We start from the raw sequence: 20402 nt of genomic DNA on the forward strand, positions 1-20402 counted from the left end.
GAGGCTTGATGTTCAAGCAGCTGGCACTGGCATTTGCGGCGTTCGGGATGACGGCGGCCGCGATGCCGTCATCGCCCGCCGCGCCCCAGCCCCCGGCGCCCGAAGCAAAGGGCCGTATTCGCGCGGTGATCGTCGGCGTGGTCAATTACAAGGACGGCATCGCTTCCCCGATGATCGGCGCGTATAACGACGCGGTCCTGATCGCCGAAACGCTGATCCGCGAAGGCGCGAAGGCCGAGGACGTGACGCTGCTCACCGACGCGCCGACGCCCGAACTCCTGGCGGCGCGTGGCAATCCCCGCATGCGCCAGACCAAGGTGAAACCCGACGGCGTCGGCACCCGGCTCGCCATCCTCGGCGCGATGAAGCGCATCGTCGATACGACGCAGCCGGGGGACGAGGTGCTGCTGAGCTTCTCGGGCCACGGCATGCAGCAGGACGAGGCGGTCGCGGGGTCCGAGCCGGACGGGCTGGACGAGGTGTTCCTGCCCTATGACACCGGACCGGCCAACGGCACCACCAAGATCGAGAACGCGATCCTCGACGACGAGATCGGCGCGGTGATCGATGCGATCCGCGCGAAGGGCGGCAACGTCACCTATCTCGCCGATTTCTGCCATTCGGGCGATTCGAACCGTGATGCGTCGGGCAAGGACAACGGCGCCCCGACGTCGGCGAAGCTGGGGCTCAAGGTCCACCGCAAGTTCGCGACGGTGAGCGACGGCAATTTCGTCCGCGATCTGGCCGTCGAAACGTCGAAGGGCAAGGCGGGGTGGGGCGCCTATGTCGGGATGCTCGCGGTCCCTTCGGCGCAGCAGGCCAAGCAGTATCAGGCGCCGCGCTATGCCGACCCGCTCGAACAGGCGGCGCACGGGCTGCTGACGGTCTATGCGATGGCGAACTGGAACAATCCGCGCGTCTATTCCTATCGCGATCTGGCGAACCGCGTGACGGCCGGGATCGACGGACACAAGGCGCCGCGCCCGGAATTCGACGGCGATCTCGACCGGCCGGTGATGGGCGGGCTAATGAAGACCGCAGTGGCGGCGTCGGGCGGAGGCAGCTGGGCGGTCTACAAGCCCGCGCGCGTGTTCACCGCGGACACCAAATCCACCGATCCGGTGAAGCTCGAAAAGCTGGAAATGAGTGCCGGACAGCTGCAGGGCGTGGTCGAAGGGACGATCGTCGGCCTGTCGCTGACCTCGCCGGCGGGGGACAAGACCATTCTGTACGGCAGGGTGGACAAGGCGGATGCCTATAAGGCGATCCTCGTCCCCGTCGATTTCGGCGATATCCCGGCGGCGACATGGAACGACGTGCGCGACATCGACGGCAAGCCGCTGTCGCGCGAAGTGCGCTTGGTTGCAACGATCGAGCAACAGCCGGTGCAGCTCGACTATCGCATCGCGCTCCCCGCTGCACCCGCCAGCCCGACCCCGGCCCAGGCGGCGGCGCTGGCCGCGCTCAAGGAAATGAAGCCGGCCGATATCGGCGCCACCTTCGTCCAGCCGGGGCAGGATGCGGATCTGGTGCTCGCCTTCAAGGGCGACATGCTCTCGCTCGACCAACCGCCGGGGCGCGTGACCGCATCGTTCGGCGACGTCGATCTGGGCGCGGCGATGGCGGCCGGGGGCAGCAATCCGGCGGTCCGCGTGCGCTTCACGATCGGCGGCGCGCTGGTCAAGGCGACCCGCTTCAGCCGCCTCCAGCGCGTGCTCGCCAGCCCGGCGATGGAAACCGGCGGTCCGGGCGAGGACCCGGCCAAGAACGTAAAGGTCGAATTCTATGTCGCGCGGCCCCAGGCGCTGCCAGCGGGCGCGCAATGTCCCGACACCAGCGCCGACTATTACGCCGTCGCGAAGGACGCGCGCCAGGTCGGCGGCGACGGAAGCGAGGCGGGGAGCTTCTCCTTCCAGCGTTGCGACTGGCTGTTCATCAAGGTGACCAACACCGGCAAGAGCGACCTGTACGTCAATCCGCTGATCTTCTCTCCCGACGGGGGCATCCTGCTGATCGACGGGCAGGACGGGCGCAGCGCGATCAAGGCCGACAATCCCACCCGCCTGCGTGCCGGGGAGAGCGGCGTGATCCAGTATAATCTGAGCGACGCGCGCCAGGGCGCCGAGCTGCGCGACGATCTGGTGCTGCTGGTGAGCGACGTCAGCGACGGCGTGCCGTTGAGCTATGCACGGCTCGTCCAGTGCCCCGTGGTGGCCGGGCCGGAGGATGGCGAGGCGTGCGCCGCGGCCGCCGGCCCGACGCTGGCGGGAACGCGGATGCGCAACAATGGCGCGGCGGGAACTGCGATCGAGGATCTGATCGATGCGGCGCTGGTCGGATCGACGACCCGCAGCGGCCCGGTCAAGAAGCCGACGTCGGTCTCGGCGCTGCGCTTCAGCTGGCGCACCGAACTGCCGCCGCAGCGCTGACGATTGCGTTGCCTTTCATGATCGGGCAGGCTGTGCCCGGTCACTGGAGGGAACAGTGGTGAACATGCGCGTGCTCATGCTGGGATGGTGCATCGTGGCGGTCGTCCCGGTCTGTGCGCAGAGCCGGTCGGGCTCGCCGACGAAGGTGTCTGCCGAGGCGCGTGCGATCCTTCTGGCGGATCGCGGGACCCGCAGCGGTTCTTCGGTTCAAAGCTCGGGCAAGACCGAGCTGACGGGCGAGGCCGCGCGGTTCGAACTCGCCGATCTGCCGTCCACGCGTGCCGATTTCTCGCTTCCGGCCCTGCCCACCACCCCACAGGCATGGCGGCTTGCCGCGCCGGCATTCTCCACCGTGCGAAGCGAGGCCAATGCCACCGACCGGATGGCGCTGGTCGGGATGACCGGGCCGCGGCACCATCGCAGCACGGCGCTCGACGCGCGGCTCGTGCTGCGTATCGACGGCCGCGAGGAGAGCGAGCCGCTCAGCTTGGGCGGCGGGGTCGCCCGCGCAATCGGGACGGCGATGCGCAACTGACGCGGCGACGCCGCCGGCTACGCCCGAATACACACCTCGCTCCTGAACATTTCCGCGCGCGCAACTGCGGCCCAGCGCTCAGTTCCGGCTTGCGTACGGCGTCCAGCCATGGAAGCGGGGGAATCGCATATCATTTGAGGATCGCCGATATCCATGCCGACCACCAATTCCGGGGTGACTCCGCTTTCCAGGGCCAAAATCGGGATCGGCACCGCACTCGGCGTTGCCGGAGCGCTGATCTTCTTTCTGATCACCGGCGCGCTGGCCTATTCGAACATGCTGACGCTGCGCGCCGACACGAGCCGGGTCGTCCACACGCATGAGGTGATCACGGAACTCGGCAATCTGTTGTCGGCGGTACAGGACGCCGAAACTGGGCAGCGCGGTTTCCTGCTGACCGGCAACAACCGCTATCTCGAACCCTATCAGGATGCGCTTTCCCGGGCGAGTGCGAGCGTCACCGCGATCGAATCGCTGACCGGCGACAATCCCACGCAACAAGCGAACCTGCGTCGTCTCAAGCCCCGGCTCGATGAACGTTTCGCCGAGCTGCGGCAGACGATCGACGTTCGGCGCACCCAGGGCGTCGCGGCGGCGCTCGATCTGGTCAACACCGATCGGGGCAAGGGCCTGATGGATGCCCTTCGCACACAGGTCGACGCGATGCGCGGCGAAGAGCGCCGGCTGCGCGGGATCCGCCTCGAACAGATGAACAGCGCCTATGCGACGGCGACGCTGAGCGGGGTCCTGGCCGCGCTGCTCGGGATCGGACTCACGCTGGCTGTCGGATTTCTGATTCATCGCAACACGCTCGCCCGTCAGCGTCAGGATTGGCTGCAGGCCGGGGAGGTCGGGTTGAGCCAGGCGATGCTGGGCGACAAGACGGTGCGGGAGTTGAGCGACAGCATTCTCGATTTCCTGACCCCCTATCTGGGCGCGCAGGCGAGCGTGCTGTTCAAGGGCGAACATGGCGTGTTCGAACGGATGGCGACGCTGGGCGTACCCGGCGACGCCACGGTGCCCGAGCGCTTCTCGCTGCGCGAAGGCATGCTCGGCCGCGTCGCCGCCGATGGCAGCCCGGTAGTCCTGAATGAGGTGCCGGAGGGCTATCTGACGCTCGGCTCGGCGCTGGGGCGCGATACGCCGCGTCACCTGGTGATCGCCCCGCTCAATGCAGACGGCGCGATCAATGCGGTGATCGAACTCGGCTTCCTGCATCCGATCGATGAAGGCATGCTCGAATTCCTCCAGCGCATCGCCCAGCCCGCCGGGGTTGCGCTCCGCTCCGCCAAATACCGTACCGAGCTGCAGACCCTGCTCGAAGAGACCCAGCGCCAATCCGAAGAGCTGCAGGTGCAGAGCGAGGAGCTCAAGGTCTCGAACGAGGAGCTGGAGGAGCAGGGCCGCGCGCTCAAGGAATCGGCGGTGCGGCTCGAACAGCAGCAGGTCGAGCTCGAACAGACCAATTCGCAGCTGGAAGAGCAGGCCCAGTTGCTCGAAGCGCAGCGCGATGATCTCGCCCGTACCAGCGCCGCGGTCGAGCTCAAGGCGCGCGAACTCGAGCAGGCGAGCCAGTACAAGTCCGACTTCCTCGCCAATATGAGCCATGAGCTGCGGACCCCGCTCAATTCGCTGCTGATCCTGTCCAAGCTGCTCGGCGACAACCCGAACGGCAATCTGACCGACGAACAGACGCAATATGCGCGCACCATTCAGGCGTCGGGCAACGACCTGCTGAACCTGATCAACGACATTCTCGACCTGTCGAAGATTGAGGCGGGGCATATCGATATCGATGCGCAGGCGGTCACGCTCAGCCGCATGGTCGCGGATCTGCGCCAGACCTTCGATCCGATCGCGAAGGAGCGCGGCTTGGCGTTCGAGATCGACATCTCGGGCGACGCGCCCGTAACCATCGGCACCGACCGCCAGCGGCTCGAACAGATCCTCAAGAACCTGCTCGCCAACGCGTTCAAGTTCACCGAGGCCGGAAGCGTGACGCTCGCGATCGCGCCGGTCGACGACGACCGCCTGGCGCTCACGGTGACCGATACCGGCATCGGCATCTCGCCCGAACAGCACCGCGCGATCTTCGACGCGTTCCGGCAGGCCGACGGCGCGATCAACCGCAAGTTTGGCGGCACGGGGCTTGGACTGTCGATCTCGCGTGAGCTGGCGCGGCTGCTCGGCGGATCGATCTCGCTGAAGAGCGAGCCGGGCGTCGGCAGCAGCTTCACCGTGACGATCCCGGTCGATTATGATCCGGCGCTGGTCGAGGCGCGACCCGAGCCGACTGCCGCACCGGCGGCCCCCACGGCGGCCCCCACGGCGGCCACCGCGCCGGCTCCAAGCACGAAGCGCGCGCCGCGTCTGGCGCCGATCGAGGACGATCGCGACACGCTTGAGAGCACGCGGCGGGTGCTGCTGGTGGTCGAGGACGACCGGACCTTTGCTGGCATCGTCCGCGACGTTTCGCGCGAAGCCGGCTTCCAGACGCTCGTCGCCGGTACTGCGGAGGAAGCCCTCGAGCTCGCCCGTGAGCACAAGCCGAACGCGATCGTGCTCGACCTCGGGCTACCCGACCAGTCCGGGCTTGCGGTGCTCGACCGGCTGAAGCGCGAGGATGCCACCCGCCACATTCCGATCCATGTCGTATCGGCGAGCGACCAGACCCAGACCGCCTTTTCGCTCGGTGCGATGGGGTATCTGGTGAAGCCGGTAAAGCGCGAGGAACTCTCGCATGCGCTGGAAGCGCTGGAGGCGCAGCTCACCCGTACCATGCGCCGCGTCCTGATCGTAGAGGACGATCCGTTACAGCGTGAAGCGGTCGGCAAGCTGCTCGCCGGGCCGGAAGTGGAGACCGTCGGAGCCGGGACCGCGGCCGAATGCCTGGCACTGCTGCGCGAACAGACCTTCGACTGTATGGTGCTCGACTTGTCGCTGCCCGATGCCTCGGGCTTCTCGCTGCTCGAGACGCTGAGCAGCAATGACGAGCACGGCTTCCCGCCGGTAATCGTCTATACCGGGCACGATCTGTCGCGCGAGGACGAGCAGAAGCTGCGCCGCTATTCCAGCTCGATCATCATCAAGGGCGCCAAGTCGCCCGAGCGGCTTCTCGACGAGGTGACGCTGTTCCTGCACCAGGTCGTTTCGGAGCTGCCGCCCGAGCAGCAGAAGATGATCCAGCAGGCACGCCACCGCGACGCGCTGCTCGAAGGACGGCGCGTGCTTATCGTCGAGGACGATGTCCGCAACGTCTATTCGCTGACCAATATCCTGGAGCCGCGCGGCGCCAAGGTGGTGATCGCGCGCAACGGCCAGGAGGCGATCGACGCGCTGAACGCCGCCGCCGATACGCCCGAAGCGGTCGACCTGGTGCTGATGGACGTGATGATGCCGGTGATGGACGGGCTTGAAGCGACCCGGCAATTGCGCGCGGACGGACGCTGGGCGAAGCTGCCGATCATCATGCTGACGGCAAAGGCGATGCCGGACGACCAGGCCAACTGTCTCGCCGCTGGGGCCAACGACTATATGGCCAAGCCGCTGGACGTCGACAAGCTGCTCTCGCTGGTGCGCGTATGGATGCCGCGATGACGCCATCGCCGGCCGAGCCGGTCGAGGACATCGAAATCAATCTCCTGCTGGAGGCACTGTACCGGCGGTATCACTACGATTTCCGGCATTATGCACGCGCGTCGATCAAGCGACGGCTGCGCCAGGCACGCGAGCAGCTGGGCTTTGCCGATTTCTCGGCGATGCAGCAGGCGCTGTTGCACAGCGATACGCTGGTCACCCGCCTGCTCGATTATCTGACCGTGCAGGTCAGCGAGATGTTTCGCGATCCCGGCTATTTTCGCGCGTTTCGGGAGAAGGTGCTGCCGCACCTGCGGACCTACCCCTCACTGAAATTGTGGATCGCCGGGTGCAGCCATGGCGAGGAACTCTACTCCTTCGCGATCCTGCTGCACGAGGAGGGACTGCTTGCGCGTACGGTGATTTATGCGACCGACATCAACCCTGCCGCGCTGGAAGCCGCGCGCAGCGGGGTCTATGCGCTCGACCGCATCGCCGCGTTTACGCAGAACCATCAGCGCGCCGGCGGCAAGTCGTCGCTGTCGGACTATTACACCACCGCCTATGGCCGCGCCGTGTTCGACAAGAAGCTGCGTGCACAGGTCGTGTTCTCCGACCATAGCCTTGTGACCGACGCGGTGTTCGCCGAGTGTCAGTTCGTTTCGTGCCGCAATGTGATGATCTATTTCGATCGAGCCCTGCAGGATCGCGCGATCGGCCTGTTCCGCGATTCGCTCAGCCGGCGTGGTTTCCTTGGCTTGGGCTCCAAGGAGACGCTGCGCTTCTCCGCGCACGCCGACGCGTTCAGCGAATTCGTGCGCGAAGAGAAAATCTATCAGCGGCGGGACGGATGAGCGGCGCTTCGCCCCAGGCGGTCGTGATCGGCGCATCGGCCGGCGCAGTGCAGGCGCTGTCGCATATCCTGCCGCGCCTGCCCGCCGACTATCCTCTGCCGCTATTGATCGTCGTCCATGTGCCGGACGCCCCGTCGGGGCTGAGGCCGCTGTTCGCAGCCAAGAGCGCGATTGCCGTCCGCGAGCCCGAGGACAAGGAGCCGATCGCGCCGGCCACCGCCTATCTGGCGCCGCCGGGCTACCATCTGCTGGTCGAGCGCGACCGGAGTATCGCGCTTTCCGCCGACGAGCCGGTCCTGTTTTCGCGCCCGTCCATCGACGTCCTGTTCGAAAGTGCTGCGGACAGCTACGGCGCGGACCTGGTCGGCGTGGTCCTGACCGGCGCCAATGAAGATGGTGCGCGCGGCGCTGCCGCAGTGGTCGCGGCGGGGGGGACCGTGCTGGTCGAGGAGCCGGCCACCGCCTATGCAGCGGCGATGCCGGCCGCTGCGCTCGCCCGCTGTCCCGCCGCCGCGGCGCTGTCGCTCGACGCTATCGCCGATCGCCTTCTGAAGCTTGGAACATCATGAGCAACGCGCCCACACCCATCCACTTCCTGCTCGTCGACGATCTCGAAGAGAATCTGCTCGCGCTGGAAGCGCTGCTCCGTCGCGACGGGCTGTCCTTCCTGCGCGCACGCTCGGGAGAAGAGGCGCTCGAACTGCTGCTCAGCCATGAAGTCGCGCTGGCGTTGTTGGATGTTCAGATGCCGGGGATGGATGGGTTCGAGCTTGCGGAGTTCATGCGCGGAAACGAGCGTACACGGCATGTTCCGATCATATTTGTCACGGCAGGGAGCTCGGACACGCAGCGGCGGTTCCGTGGTTATGAAGCGGGCGCCGTCGATTTCATCCAGAAGCCGATCGAGCCCGACATCCTGCGCGGCAAGGCGAAGGTGTTCTTCGACCTGCACCGGCAACGCCTCGCGCTGGCCGAAGCGGCAGACGGGCTGGAAGCGCAGGTGCGCGAGCGGACCGCCGAGCTGGAACATGCGCTGGTCCGGCTGCAGGCCGAGACCGCCGAGCGCGAGCGCGCCGAGGCATCGCTGCGGCAGAGCCAGAAGATGGAGGCGGTCGGCCAGCTGACCGGCGGCATCGCGCATGACTTCAACAACATGCTGACCGGCATCATCGGATCGCTCGACCTGCTGCGCCGCAAGATCGCGGCGGGGCGGGTCGACGAGGCCGATCGCTACATCGATGCCGCGACCAGCTCGGCGGAGCGGGCCGCGTCGCTCACGCACCGGCTTCTCGCCTTTTCGCGGCGCCAGTCGCTCGACCCGCGCCCGCTCGACATCAACCAGCTGATCGATTCGATGTCGCCGCTGGTGGAGCATGCGCTGCCGGAGCAGATCGCGCTGAAGCTGGTGCATGGCACCGATCTGCCCCATGCGCTGGCCGACGCCCATCAGCTCGAGAATGCGATCCTCAACCTCGCGATCAACGCGCGCGATGCAATGCCCGAGGGCGGCGAACTGACGATCGCGACGAGCCATGCCGATATCGCCGCGGCGGAGGCGGCGACGACGCTGGGCCTGCGGATTGGCGAGTTCGTCATCGTATCGGTGTCCGACACCGGAACGGGCATTCCGACCGACGTCATCGAGAAGGTGTTCGACCCGTTTTTTACGACCAAGCCGCTCGGGCAGGGCACCGGCCTTGGCCTGTCGATGGTCCATGGCTTTGCCAAGCAGAGCGGCGGCACCGTGCAGATCGACAGCACGCCCGATCATGGGACGACGGTCCGCCTGTACCTGCCGACGACGGCCGCGTCGCCGGTGGCCGTATCCGAAGCGCCGCGCGTGGCACGTCGCGGCGCGGGCGAGCGCGTGCTGGTGGTCGAGGACGACGACGCGGTACGCATGCTGGTCCGCGAAGTGCTTCAGGAACTCCACTATGAAGCGATCGAGATCGGCGAGCCCGCCGCAGCGCTTCCCATCCTTGAGTCCGATGCGCGCATCGACCTGATGATCTCCGACATCGGGATGCCCGGGATGAACGGTCGCGACCTCGCCAGCGCCGCGCGCGCGCTACGGCCCGACCTGCCCATCCTGTTCATCACGGGCTATGCCGAACATGCGACGCAGCGCGGGAGCTTCCTGGATGCGGGCATGTCGATGATCAAGAAGCCGTTCTCGCTGGAGGAGCTGGCGACGACCGTCGATGCGCTGATCCTCCGCTCGACCGCCCATCGGGACGCCACGTCCGGCTGAACGGAGTTGTTTGCGGCAGGGTGGTCGCGCCGGTAACATTTTGCCGCTCGGTACGTTACGCTGAGCAGCGATACGACAAAGAGGGCGCGAATCATGACTGAGCGGGACTTGCTCGACCTTTCCCGGCGGGGTGTCCTTGCCGCAGGAGCCGCCGGTCTGGCCGCGAGCCAAGTCCGCGTTGCCGCGGCGCGCCCTGCCGATGCGGTGGAGAACAAGATGCCCGTGACCCTGACCGTGAATGGGACCGCGCGCGAGCTGGACGTGGACGTGCGTACCACCTTGCTCGACGCGCTGCGCGAGCATCTGCAGCTGACCGGTACGAAGAAGGGGTGCGACCACGGCCAGTGTGGCGCGTGCACGGTCATCGTGAACGGCGAGCGGATCAACAGCTGCCTGACGCTGGCGGTGATGCACGACGGCGATAAGGTGACGACGATCGAGGGGCTCGGCACCCCCGACAAGCTCCACCCGATGCAGGCGGCCTTCATCAAGCATGACGGCTATCAGTGCGGCTATTGCACGCCGGGGCAGATCTGCTCGGCCGTCGCGGTGCTCGACGAGATCAAGCGCGGCATCCCCAGCCACGTCCAGAAGGACGTGACCGCCAAGCCCCGCCCGACCAATATCGAAATGCGCGAGCGGATGAGCGGCAATCTGTGCCGCTGCGGCGCCTATTCGAACATCGCCGAGGCGATGGCCGAAGTCGCGGGAGCCAAGGCATGAAGGCGTTCACCTACGCCCGCGCAACCTCACCGGCCGAGGCCGCGGCGATGGCGTCGCGGGTTCAGGGTGCGCGCTTCATCGCCGGCGGCACCAATCTGCTCGACCTGATGAAGCTGGAGATCGAAGCGCCGACGCAGCTGATCGACGTCAACCATCTCGGCCTCGACACGATCGAGGCGACCGATGCGGGCGGGCTGCGCATCGGCGCGATGGTCCGCAACACCGCGCTGGCCGCCGACAAGCGCGTACGCCGCGACTATGCGGTGCTGACCCGCGCGATCATGGCGGGCGCGTCGGGCCAGCTGCGCAACAAGGCGACGACCGGCGGGAACCTGCTCCAGCGCACGCGCTGCCCCTATTTCTACGACCCCAACATGGCCTGCAACAAGCGCAAGCCGGGGAGCGGCTGTGCGGCGATCGGCGGATTCTCGCGCCAGCTCGGCGTGATCGGCACGTCGGACCAGTGCATCGCCACCTATCCCGGTGACATGGCGGTCGCGCTGCGCCTGCTCGACGCGGTGGTCGAGACGGTGAAGCCCGATGGCACGAAGCGCGCGATTCCGATCGCCGACTTCCACCGCCTGTGGGGTGATACGCCGCACATCGAGACCGCGCTGGAGCCCGGCGAACTCATCACTGCGGTGACCCTGCCCAAGCCGCTGGGCGGCAAGCATGTCTATCACAAGGTGCGCGACCGCAGCTCCTATGCCTTCGCGCTCGTGTCGGTTGCGGCGGTGCTGCACAAGGACGGAACCGGCCGGGTCGCGTTCGGCGGGATGGCGCCGAAGCCGTGGCGGGTGGAGGAGGCCGATGCGCTGTTGCCGAAGGGCGCCCGTGCGGTCGTAGCGCGCGCCTTTGCCGATGCGCGCCCGACCCAGGAAAACAAGTTCAAGATCACGCTGGCCGAGCGGACGCTCGCAGGCGTGCTCGCCGAAGCGAGGAGCTGACCGATGGAATTCGACGCCCCCGCCGGGACCAATGTGTTCGACAAGGCCAAGATCGTCGGCAAATCCACGCCGCGCATCGACGGCCCGCTCAAGACCACCGGCACCGCCCCCTATGCCGCCGAGCGCCACGACGTCGCCGCCAATCAGGCCTATGGCTTCATCGTTGGATCGGCGATCGCCAAGGGGCGGATCGTGTCGATGGACACCGCCGCGGCCAAGGCAGCGCCCGGCGTCCTCGCGGTCGTCGCTGCGCCGGAAACAAAGCCGGTCGGCAAGCCGCAGTTCAACAACGCGCCGCTGTTCGGCGGCAGCCAGATTTCGCATTATCATCAGGCGATCGCCTGTGTGGTAGCCGAGACGTTCGAGCAGGCACGCGCCGCAGCGGCGCTGATCAACACCCGCTATGACCGCGCCGAGGGCGCATTCGATCTCGAAAAGGCGACCCTCGGCGCGCCGCTTGCCAAGGGCAGCGGGGACAAGCCCGACCGCAAGACGCTGGGCGATTTCGACGCCGCCTTCGCTGCCGCGCCGGTCAAGGTCGACGCGCGCTATCACACGGCGGACGAAAGCCATGCCATGATGGAGCCGTTCGCGACCATCGCGGCATGGGAGGGCGACCGGCTGACGATCTGGACGTCGAACCAGATGATCAACTGGGCCAAGCGGTCGATGAGCCAGATCCTGGGCATCCCCGCCGAGAATATCCGCGTCGATTCCCCCTATATCGGGGGCGGCTTCGGCGGAAAGCTGTTCATCCGTGCCGATGCCGTGCTCGCGGCGCTGGGCGCGAAGGCGGCCGGGCGGCCGGTCAAGATCGCGATGCAGCGGCCGCTGATGGCGAACAATGCCACGCATCGTCACGCGACGATCCAGCGGCTGCGCATCGGCGCCGAACGGGATGGGCGCATTACCGCGATCGCGCATGAAAACTGGTCGGGCAACCTCAACGGCGAGGATGGCGAGAACGGGACGCTGCAGACGCCGAAGCTCTACGCCGGGGCCAACCGTCTGACCGCCAACTATATTGCGACGCTCGACCTGCCCGAGGGCAATGCCATGCGCGCGCCGGGCGAGGCGCCGGGGCATCTGGCGCTGGAAGTCGCGATGGACGAGCTGGCCGAACAGCTCGGCATGGACCCGATCGAGCTGCGCATCCGCAACGAGCCCGACATGGTGCCCGGCGATCCGAAGAAGCGCTTTTCCGAGCGGCATCTGACGCGATGCCTGCGCGAAGGGGCCGAGCGGTTCGGCTGGAGCAAGCGCTCGGCCAAGCCGGCCGCGACGCGCGACGGGCGCTGGCTGGTCGGCATGGGCGTCGCTGCGGGCTATCGCGGCGCACCCACGATGAAGTCCGCCGCGCGGATCAAGCTGACTGCGGACGGGCGCATCAACGTGCAGACGGATATGACCGATATCGGCACCGGCAGCTACACGATCATCGCCCAGACCGCGGCCGAGACGATGGGCGTGCCGCTCGATCGCGTGTCGGTGGATCTCGGCGATTCCGATTTTCCCGTCGCAGCGGGCTCGGGCGGGCAATGGGGCGCGGCGAGCTCGACCGCAGGGGTCTATGCCGCCTGCCTCGCGCTGCGTCGCGCGATCGGCGAAAAGCTCGGATTCGATGGCGATGCCGCGCAGTTCGAAGACGGCAAGATCCGGCTCGGCAACCGCACGCTCGCGCTCACCGATGCCGGCGCCATGTCCGCCGAAGGGGACATGAGTTTCGGCGCGTTCAAGAAGGACTATGATGTCGGCACCTATGCCGCGCATTTCGCGGAGGTGGCGGTCGACGCCTATACCGGCGAAACGCGCATCCGCCGGATGCTGGCGGTGTGCGACGCGGGCCGCATCCTCAATCCGCTGTCGGCGCGCAGCCAGGTGATCGGCGCGATGGTGATGTCGGCAGGTGCGGCGCTGATGGAGGAACTGGCGGTCGACAAACGCTTCGGCCTGTTCGTCAACCACGACCTTGCCGGGTACGAAGTGCCGGTCCATGCCGACATTCCGCATCAGGAATGCATCTTCCTCGACACGCTCGATCCCGTGATCTCGCCGCTCAAGGCAAAGGGCGTCGGCGAGCTGGGGATTTGCGGTCCCGGGGCGGCGGTCGCCAATGCGGTGTACAACGCGACCGGCATTCGCGTGCGCGACTATCCGCTGACATTGGACAAATATCTCGACAAGCTTCCCGCGATCGCTTGACCGGCGCGACGCGGGTGCGAGCCCGGCGGTTTCAGCCGCCGGTCGTGCGCAGCTGGGTGATGGTCTTGCCGGTCCAGCGCCGGATCGCGCGCCGCAGGTTGGCGCTATCGCTGAAGCCGACCTTCCACGCGACGTCATCGACGCTCATCCGCGTCGTCTGCAGATATTCGATCGCCAGCTTGCGGCGGACATCGTCGACGATCGCGCCGTAGCTCGTATCCTCGGCCGCAAGGCGGCGGCGCAGGGTGCGCTCCTGCAGCCCCAGCTGATCGGCGATCGCGGTCATCGACGGGAATTCGGACGGGGCGTTCATCAGCAGCTGATAGACCTCGCCCGACAAGCCCGATGAGATCCGCGACTGGCCGATCAGCCGGTCGCAGGTTTCCTCCAGCATCGTTCGCGTGAGCCGGTTTCCCAGTTCGGGCGTCTGCTCGAGGATGCCGATCGGGTAATGAAGCTCGTTCTCCGCCGCATCATAGGAGCAGGGGCAGGACAGCGCCTGCGCATCCGCGGCCGCATGCGAATCCCTGGCCAGCGCGAACAATGCGCGGACCGGAAGATTGTCGGCGCCGGCGGTGTCGCGGATATGGGTGAAGGTCATCTTCATCTGCTGCCGGACGAGGAAGGTGCGCACGTCGCTGCTCATCACGTCGCGATAGATTTCGCGAAACCGCCAGATCGCCAGATCGCCCTCCGCCCGCCATTCGAGGCGCACGGTGGGGGTCGCGAGCGGCTGATACCGCACCGCGAAATCGAAGAAGTCGCGCATCGTCGGCGAGCACATCAGCGCATAGCCGTACATGCCATAGGCGGAGAGATGTAGGCGCGAACCAATCGCGAAGGCGTCGGCGAACTCGGCGCCGGCCGCGACGATATTCTCGCAGGCGATGAGATATTGGCCGATCGAGGTGAGGGTGTGGGGATCGCGCACCTCGTCCAGGGTCAGCCCGGTCCGGTCGAGCACCGTCTCCGCCGCGATCCCGCGATCCGCCACCGTATCGATCACCGTGGCGATCTTGAACGGCGCGAAGCTGCGCTGGTTGAGTGACGGGAACCCGGCGCGCGAGTTGCGCCCGATCGGCTCGCCATCCCCGTCCCACCCTGCCGCCATCGTCTCGAATCCCAGCGTATGCCTGTCCGCTAAAGACACGGCGATGTCCGCAAATGCGCTTACCACGCGATATTCCAGACCATAAGCAGGGGATCAAGCCGGCAAAGCCCGGCGGCGGCAACGTCCGCGACCGGAACGCGATCAAGGAGGGGATTGAAGATCATGTCGACCCGCATCATTCATCCGGGGCCGCGCGCGCGGCTGCTGTGCCGCTCCGCGCTTGCGCTGGCGACGCTGACCGCACCGGTCGCCGGCTATGCCCAGAGCGCCGAGCCCGCCGAACAGGTCGCGCAGGACGAGGGCGAGGAATCGACCGAGATCGTCATCACCGGATCCAGCATTCGCGGCATTCCGCCGACCGGATCGGGCCTGATCAGCGTGTCGCGCGAGGACGCCAAGCTGATCGGCGCGGCGAGCACGCCCGAACTGTTGGCGACCGTGCCGCAGCTCAACAGCTTCAACACTGCGCCGCGGGTGAGCAACGCCGGGCTCGGCTCGTTCGCCCCCGGGCTGCGCGGGCTGCCTGCCGCCGCGACGCTGCCGCTGATGAACGGGCATCGGCTGATCTCGGGCAGCACGCAGCAGACCAATCCCGACTATCCCTTCATCCCCGAACTGGCGATCGAGCGGGTCGAGATCGTCGCCGACGGCGCGTCGGCCATCTATGGGTCGGAAGCGGTCGCCGGGGTCGTCAACTTCATCACGCGCAAGCGCGTATCCGGGTTCGAAGGGATCGTCCGCTACGGCATGGCGGACGATTATCATGCGTTCAACGCGGGCGCCGTGTTCGGGACCGAGTGGGGCAGCGGGTCGATCGTCGCTGCCTATCAGTATCAGGAAAACAGCAACATCACGGGGGCGGATCGCGACTATCGCTCGCTCGACTTCCGGGCGGTCGGCGGGATCGACACGCGCTCGGCGGTGTGCCCCGACGCGAACGTCAATCTGTTCGCCGGGACGATCTATGCCGCGCCCAGCCTCGCGCCCGGGCTCAACACCTGCGACCCGCGCGGGCCCGTCGACCTGCTGCCCGAGAACCGCACGCACAGCGCGTTCGTGTCGGCGCGGCAGGAGGTTTCGGACGGGGTGACGCTGTGGGCGGATGTGCTCTACTCGGACCGCAAGGATACCGTGCAGGCGGCACTGCCCGGCCAGACTTTCGTGCTGATTACCGCGGCCAACCCGTTCTTCCGTGCCCCGCCGGGGACGGGATCGCTGTTCGGCTATTTCGACTTCCGCCCCGACCGGCTGGTCGGCGACGATCATTTCGACCAGACCTTCCGCGTGCGTACCGGAAACGCCACGGCGGGTGTCGATATCGGCCTGCCGGGCGAGTTCAAGGCGACGATCTACGGATCGTATAACTGGTCGCGCAACGACACCTTCCAGCCGGGCATCAACACCACGGCGCTGACCGCCGCCGCTGCGGGGACGACGACCGCGACCGCGCTCGACCCGTTCGGCTATGGCACCAGCCCGGCGGTTGTCGCCGCGATCCTCGACAACCCAACCACCTTCACCAACCGCCAGCGCACGCGCATCGGCGCGGTGAAGGTCGACGGGCCGCTCGCCGATCTGCCCGGCGGCGCGGTCAAGATCGCGGTGGGCGCTGAATATCGCCGCGAGACGTACATGCAGCGCGGCCAGAGCGGCGGGGTCGGCTTCCCCGAGGATCTCGAGCGCGATGTCCAGTCGCTCTATGGCGAGCTGTTCGTGCCGGTGTTCGGCGAGGGGAATGCGACGCCGGGGGCATACAGCCTCGCGCTGTCGCTGTCGGGCCGCTACGATCATTACAGCGACTTCGGATCGACCAGCAATCCCAAGATCGGCGTGACCTGGGAACCGGTCGAGGGTCTCAACCTGCGCGGTAGCTATGGCCGATCGTTCCGCGCGCCGGGCCTGCGCGACCTCGGCTCGACGGTCGGATCCTATTACTCCGCCGCAGCGCTCGTCGATGCGTTCGGGGCACGCGATCCCTCGCGCGGCGCGGCGCAGGTCAACACGATCCTGCTGTACGGCGGCAATCAGGATCTGACGCCCGAGACGGCGCGCACCTGGTCGCTCGGCGCCGATTTCCGCCCAAAATTCGCCCCCAATCTAAGCGCGAGCGTCACCTTCTACGACATCAAGTACGACAATGTGATCGGGACCCCGTCGGGGCTGGGGGCATTGCTGTTCAGCGACCCGACCTTCGCCTCGCGCGTGATCCGCAACCCCAGCGCGACGCAGCTGAGCGACGCGATCACCAACACCGTGCCGTTCTTCTACACCTTCGCGGCGGTGCCGACGATCGGCAACATCCTCGATCTGCGCCAGGGCAATTTCGGGGTGCGGAAGACCAACGGGATCGATTTCGACCTGCGCTATCGCCAGCCGGTGAATTTCGGCACGTTCTTCGGTGGGATCGCGGGCAACTATATCCTCAACTACACCAACCAGCTGTCTCCGACCTCGGCGGAGAGCAACTCGCTCGAGGCCGGCATCCCGCGCGCCACGCTGCGCACCACGCTTGGGTTCACGGCGGGGCCGGTGACCTTCGTGAACTTCGTCAACCACCGCAGCGGCGTCACCGCATCCTATGCGACCCCCACGGGATCGGCGCTGTACGCGGCGGAGGGCTATACCACCGTCGACCTGCGCCTGACGGTGCGCTTGCCGGACCTTGCATTCGCCAAGGGGCTGGAGCTGGGACTGCAGGTCAACGATCTGTTCGATGCCACCCCGCCGTTCTTCCCCGGCACCGACGGGATCGGCGGCGCCTACAATCCGATCGGGCGCTATGCCGCGATGAGCCTGCGGACGTCCTTCTGAGCCTGACCGGCGGCGTTCCCGATCGGGCGCCGCCGGCACTCCTGTCGATGAGCGGAAACGATACAAGGTTTGCTTTTTGATGACCGGTGCACTTGACCGCGCGAACAGCTCGACCCCGGTCCCCCAGATCCGTCTCTATTCGGATTGGCTCAGGCAGGAGCGGGGGCTCGAGTTCGCGTGCTACGCGGACCTGTATCGCTGGTCGGTCGAAAATCTCGACGACTTCTGGCGCACCATCTGGGACTATGACGGCGTCGAATCTCCGACCCCGTTTACGGCGGTGCTGGGCGAAGACGCCATGCCGGGCGCACGCTGGTTCGACGGGGCACAGGTCAATTATGCGCGGCACGTGTTTCGTCATGCGGCGGCGGCCGATGCGGCGGGCCAGCCCGCAATCGTTGCGCTCGACGAGCGCGGCGGCACGGAGACGCTCAGCTGGGCAGAGCTGCGCCGCCAGGCCGCGGCGCTTGCGCTTGCGCTGCGGGAGCGCGGAATCACGCCCGACGACCGCGTCGCCGCCTATCTACCCAATATCCCCGCGGCGGTGGTCGGGCTGCTCGCCTGCGCCAGCCTCGGCGCGGTCTGGACGCTCTGCTCGCCCGACATGGGATCCAGCGCCGTTCTCGATCGCTGGAAGCAGACACAGCCCAAGGCGCTGATCGCGGTCGACGGTGTCTTCTACGCCGGCAAGTCGCTCGACCGCAGCGCTGCCGTCGCCGAACTGCGCCGCGAGCTGCCATGTATCGAAACGGTCTTTCTGGTCGCCAGCGGCTGTGGCCTAGGCCCCGTAGGCGACGCGATCGACTTCGCAGACGCGGTCGCCCGCGATGACGACGCGGTCGCGGCGTTCGAGCCCGCATGGCTGCCGTTCGATCATCCGCTGTGGATCCTCTATTCCAGCGGCACGACGGGGCTGCCCAAGGCGATCGTCCACGGACATGGGGGCGTCATCATCGCGACCGCCGCCGGGCGAATGCACTTCGACTTGGGGCCGAGCTACGAAGCGAACACGTTCGGCGACCGCTTCCACTGGTACAGCGCCAGTGGCTGGGTGATGTGGAACATCCAGGTCGGGGGGCTGCTCAGCGGCACGACGATCTGCCTGTTCGACGGATCGCCCAGCGGGACCAGGGCCGATCCCGACTGGACGCGGCTGTGGGACTTCGCCGCGCGCAGCGGCGTCACCTGGTTCGGCGCGGGGGCGGCGTTCTTTGCAAGCTGTCGCAAGGCGGGCGTCGAGATTGCCGCCATCCCGGGACTCGATCGCATCCGCGCGCTGGGCAGCACCGGATCGCCGCTGCCGCCGGATGTGCAGCGCTGGGGTACCGCACAATTCGCCGCGATCGGGCGACCCGACATCTGGTGGTGCAATGTCAGCGGCGGGACCGAGATCGCCGCCGCGTTCATGGCGGGCAATCCCGAACTGCCGGACACGCCCGGACGGCTGCAATGCCGTCACCTGGGTGCCGCGATCGAGGCATGGGACGAACAGGGCCACGCGGTGATCGACGAGGTCGGCGAACTCGTCTGTACCCGGCCCTTTCCCAGCATGCCGCTCTATTTCTGGGGCGATGCGGACGGCGCGCGCTACCATGAATCCTATTTCGCCGAATGGCCGGGGGTATGGCGCCATGGCGACTGGCTGACCATCGGCAGCGACGGAAGCTGCACGATCTCCGGCCGCAGCGACGCGACGATCAACCGGCACGGGGTGCGCATGGGCACCGCCGAAATCTATGCCGCGGTCGAACGCCTGCCGCAGGTCGCCGACGCGATGATCATCGATATCGAGGCGAATGACGGCGACAGCCAGCTGGTCCTGTTCGTCGTCCCGGCCGACGGCGTCGCGGTCGATTCCGAGATGCAGGATGCGATCGCAGGTGCGATCCGCTCCAGCCTGTCGCCGCGCTTCGTTCCCGACCGGCTGATTGCCGCGCCGGCCATCCCCCGGACGCTGTCGGGCAAGAAGCAGGAGCTGCCGATCAAGCGCCTGTTTGCCGGATGGCCGGTGGCCAAGGTGGTCAGCGCCGATGCGACTGCGACGCCCGAGGTGCTCCCTTGGTATATCGAGCAGGCGCGAAGCTGGCGACAGGACCATGCTGCGGGAGCTGTGTCGTGAAGGCCGGGGTGGTCGGCGCCGGCTTGATGGGGGGCGAGATCGCGCTGGTGTTCGCGCTGGCGGGCCACGACGTGCTGCTGCACGATCGCAGTGCCGATGCACTCGTCCGCGCGATCGATCGGTTGCGCGCGCTGCTCGACAAGGGCGTGGCGCGGCAATTCTATGCGGCGGACGCCGCCGATGCGGCGCTGAACCGGATCGCCACGGTGACCGATCTGGCGGCGATGGCCGACTGCGCCATGGTGACCGAGGCGGTGTACGAATCGCTCGACGTCAAGGGCGATGTCCTGCGCGCGCTCGACCAGCACTGCCAGCCGAGCTGCTTCCTCGCGTCGAATACCTCGACCTTGCCGATCTCCACGCTGGCCGCGCTCCTGACGCCCGATCGGCGCGCGCGCTTCCTCGGCACGCATTATTTCTCGCCCGTGTCGCGCATGAAGCTGGTGGAAGTCATACCGGCGTTCGCAACCGATCGATCGGTGGTGGATGCGGTGGTCCAGTTGCTCGAAGGCATCGGCAAGCAGGCGGTGGTGATCAAGGATGTCGCCGGGTTCGCGGTGAACCGGATGCTCCACGCATTGCTGATCGAGGCGGTCAAGCTGGTCGAGGAGGGTGTCGCCACGCCAGCCGATCTCGACACGGCGTGTCGCCTGGGGCTGGGCCATCCGATCGGCCCGTTCGCGATGATGGACATCGTCACGTCCGACCTGTGCCTGCAGGTGCAGGAGATTCTCCACGATGCCTATGGCGAGCGCTTCCGCCCACCGGCGCTGCTCAAGCAGCGCGTGGCGGCGGGACTGGGCGGGGGGCGGGGACGCGCCGGATGGATCGAGACGACGTGAGA

The 20402-nt window shown here is 67.1% G+C and carries 13 protein-coding genes; 12 read left to right on the plus strand and 1 reads right to left on the minus strand.

The window, feature by feature from the left end; translation table 11 throughout:
* Nucleotides 1–8: 8 nt before the first annotated feature.
* From ABS767_RS09010 to paoC, 9 genes are all read left to right on the plus strand, one after another.
* Nucleotides 9–2429: a caspase family protein gene (locus ABS767_RS09010; RefSeq protein ID WP_408078016.1), complete on the plus strand. Its 2421-nt coding sequence runs from the start codon at nucleotides 9–11 to the stop codon at nucleotides 2427–2429.
* A 64-nt stretch (nucleotides 2430–2493) separates the two neighbouring features.
* Complete coding sequence (locus ABS767_RS09015; protein ID WP_408078017.1) at nucleotides 2494–2964, plus strand: hypothetical protein; 471 nt, start codon at nucleotides 2494–2496, stop codon at nucleotides 2962–2964.
* Nucleotides 2965–3117: 153 nt separating this feature from the next.
* Nucleotides 3118–6561, plus strand: a complete 3444-nt coding sequence (locus ABS767_RS09020; protein WP_408078018.1) for a response regulator — start codon at nucleotides 3118–3120, stop codon at nucleotides 6559–6561.
* Nucleotides 6558–7394, plus strand: a complete 837-nt coding sequence (locus ABS767_RS09025) for a CheR family methyltransferase (RefSeq protein WP_408078019.1) — start codon at nucleotides 6558–6560, stop codon at nucleotides 7392–7394. Before ABS767_RS09020 ends, ABS767_RS09025 begins: the two co-directional genes overlap by 4 nt.
* Nucleotides 7391–7963, plus strand: a complete 573-nt coding sequence (locus tag ABS767_RS09030; RefSeq protein ID WP_408078020.1) for a chemotaxis protein CheB — start codon at nucleotides 7391–7393, stop codon at nucleotides 7961–7963. The genes ABS767_RS09025 and ABS767_RS09030 overlap by 4 nt, the downstream gene beginning before the upstream one ends.
* Complete coding sequence (locus tag ABS767_RS09035; RefSeq protein WP_408078021.1) at nucleotides 7960–9645, plus strand: response regulator; 1686 nt, start codon at nucleotides 7960–7962, stop codon at nucleotides 9643–9645. The genes ABS767_RS09030 and ABS767_RS09035 overlap by 4 nt, the downstream gene beginning before the upstream one ends.
* A gap of 93 nt (nucleotides 9646–9738) precedes the next feature.
* Entirely contained in the window at nucleotides 9739–10368 is a 630-nt protein-coding gene (paoA, locus tag ABS767_RS09040; protein WP_408078022.1) for an aldehyde dehydrogenase iron-sulfur subunit PaoA, read from the plus strand.
* On the plus strand, nucleotides 10365–11315 hold the full coding sequence (locus tag ABS767_RS09045; protein WP_408078023.1) for an FAD binding domain-containing protein: 951 nt from the start codon (nucleotides 10365–10367) through the stop codon (nucleotides 11313–11315). The genes paoA and ABS767_RS09045 overlap by 4 nt, the downstream gene beginning before the upstream one ends.
* 3 nt (nucleotides 11316–11318) lie before the next feature.
* Nucleotides 11319–13517 (plus strand): aldehyde oxidoreductase molybdenum-binding subunit PaoC, encoded by a 2199-nt coding sequence (paoC, locus tag ABS767_RS09050; protein ID WP_408078024.1) that lies wholly within the window; start codon nucleotides 11319–11321, stop codon nucleotides 13515–13517.
* Nucleotides 13518–13548: 31 nt separating this feature from the next.
* Here the strand turns inward: paoC and ABS767_RS09055 are convergent, their stop codons facing one another.
* Nucleotides 13549–14694, minus strand: a complete 1146-nt coding sequence (locus ABS767_RS09055; protein ID WP_408078025.1) for an AraC family transcriptional regulator — start codon at nucleotides 14692–14694, stop codon at nucleotides 13549–13551.
* A gap of 96 nt (nucleotides 14695–14790) precedes the next feature.
* On the opposite strand from ABS767_RS09055, the gene ABS767_RS09060 reads away from it, so the two are divergent.
* The 3 genes from ABS767_RS09060 to ABS767_RS09070 all read left to right on the plus strand — a co-directional run bounded on the left by ABS767_RS09060 (nucleotide 14791) and on the right by ABS767_RS09070 (nucleotide 20400).
* Nucleotides 14791–17439, plus strand: a complete 2649-nt coding sequence (locus tag ABS767_RS09060) for a TonB-dependent receptor plug domain-containing protein (protein ID WP_408078026.1) — start codon at nucleotides 14791–14793, stop codon at nucleotides 17437–17439.
* A gap of 79 nt (nucleotides 17440–17518) precedes the next feature.
* Nucleotides 17519–19558, plus strand: coding sequence for an acetoacetate--CoA ligase (locus tag ABS767_RS09065; protein WP_408078027.1), 2040 nt, complete (start codon nucleotides 17519–17521; stop codon nucleotides 19556–19558).
* On the plus strand, nucleotides 19555–20400 hold the full coding sequence (locus ABS767_RS09070; RefSeq protein ID WP_408078028.1) for a 3-hydroxyacyl-CoA dehydrogenase family protein: 846 nt from the start codon (nucleotides 19555–19557) through the stop codon (nucleotides 20398–20400). The genes ABS767_RS09065 and ABS767_RS09070 overlap by 4 nt, the downstream gene beginning before the upstream one ends.
* Nucleotides 20401–20402: the final 2 nt, after the last annotated feature.

It is taken from the genome of Sphingomonas plantiphila, assembly GCF_046000505.1.
Lineage (GTDB): Bacteria > Pseudomonadota > Alphaproteobacteria > Sphingomonadales > Sphingomonadaceae > Sphingomonas > Sphingomonas plantiphila.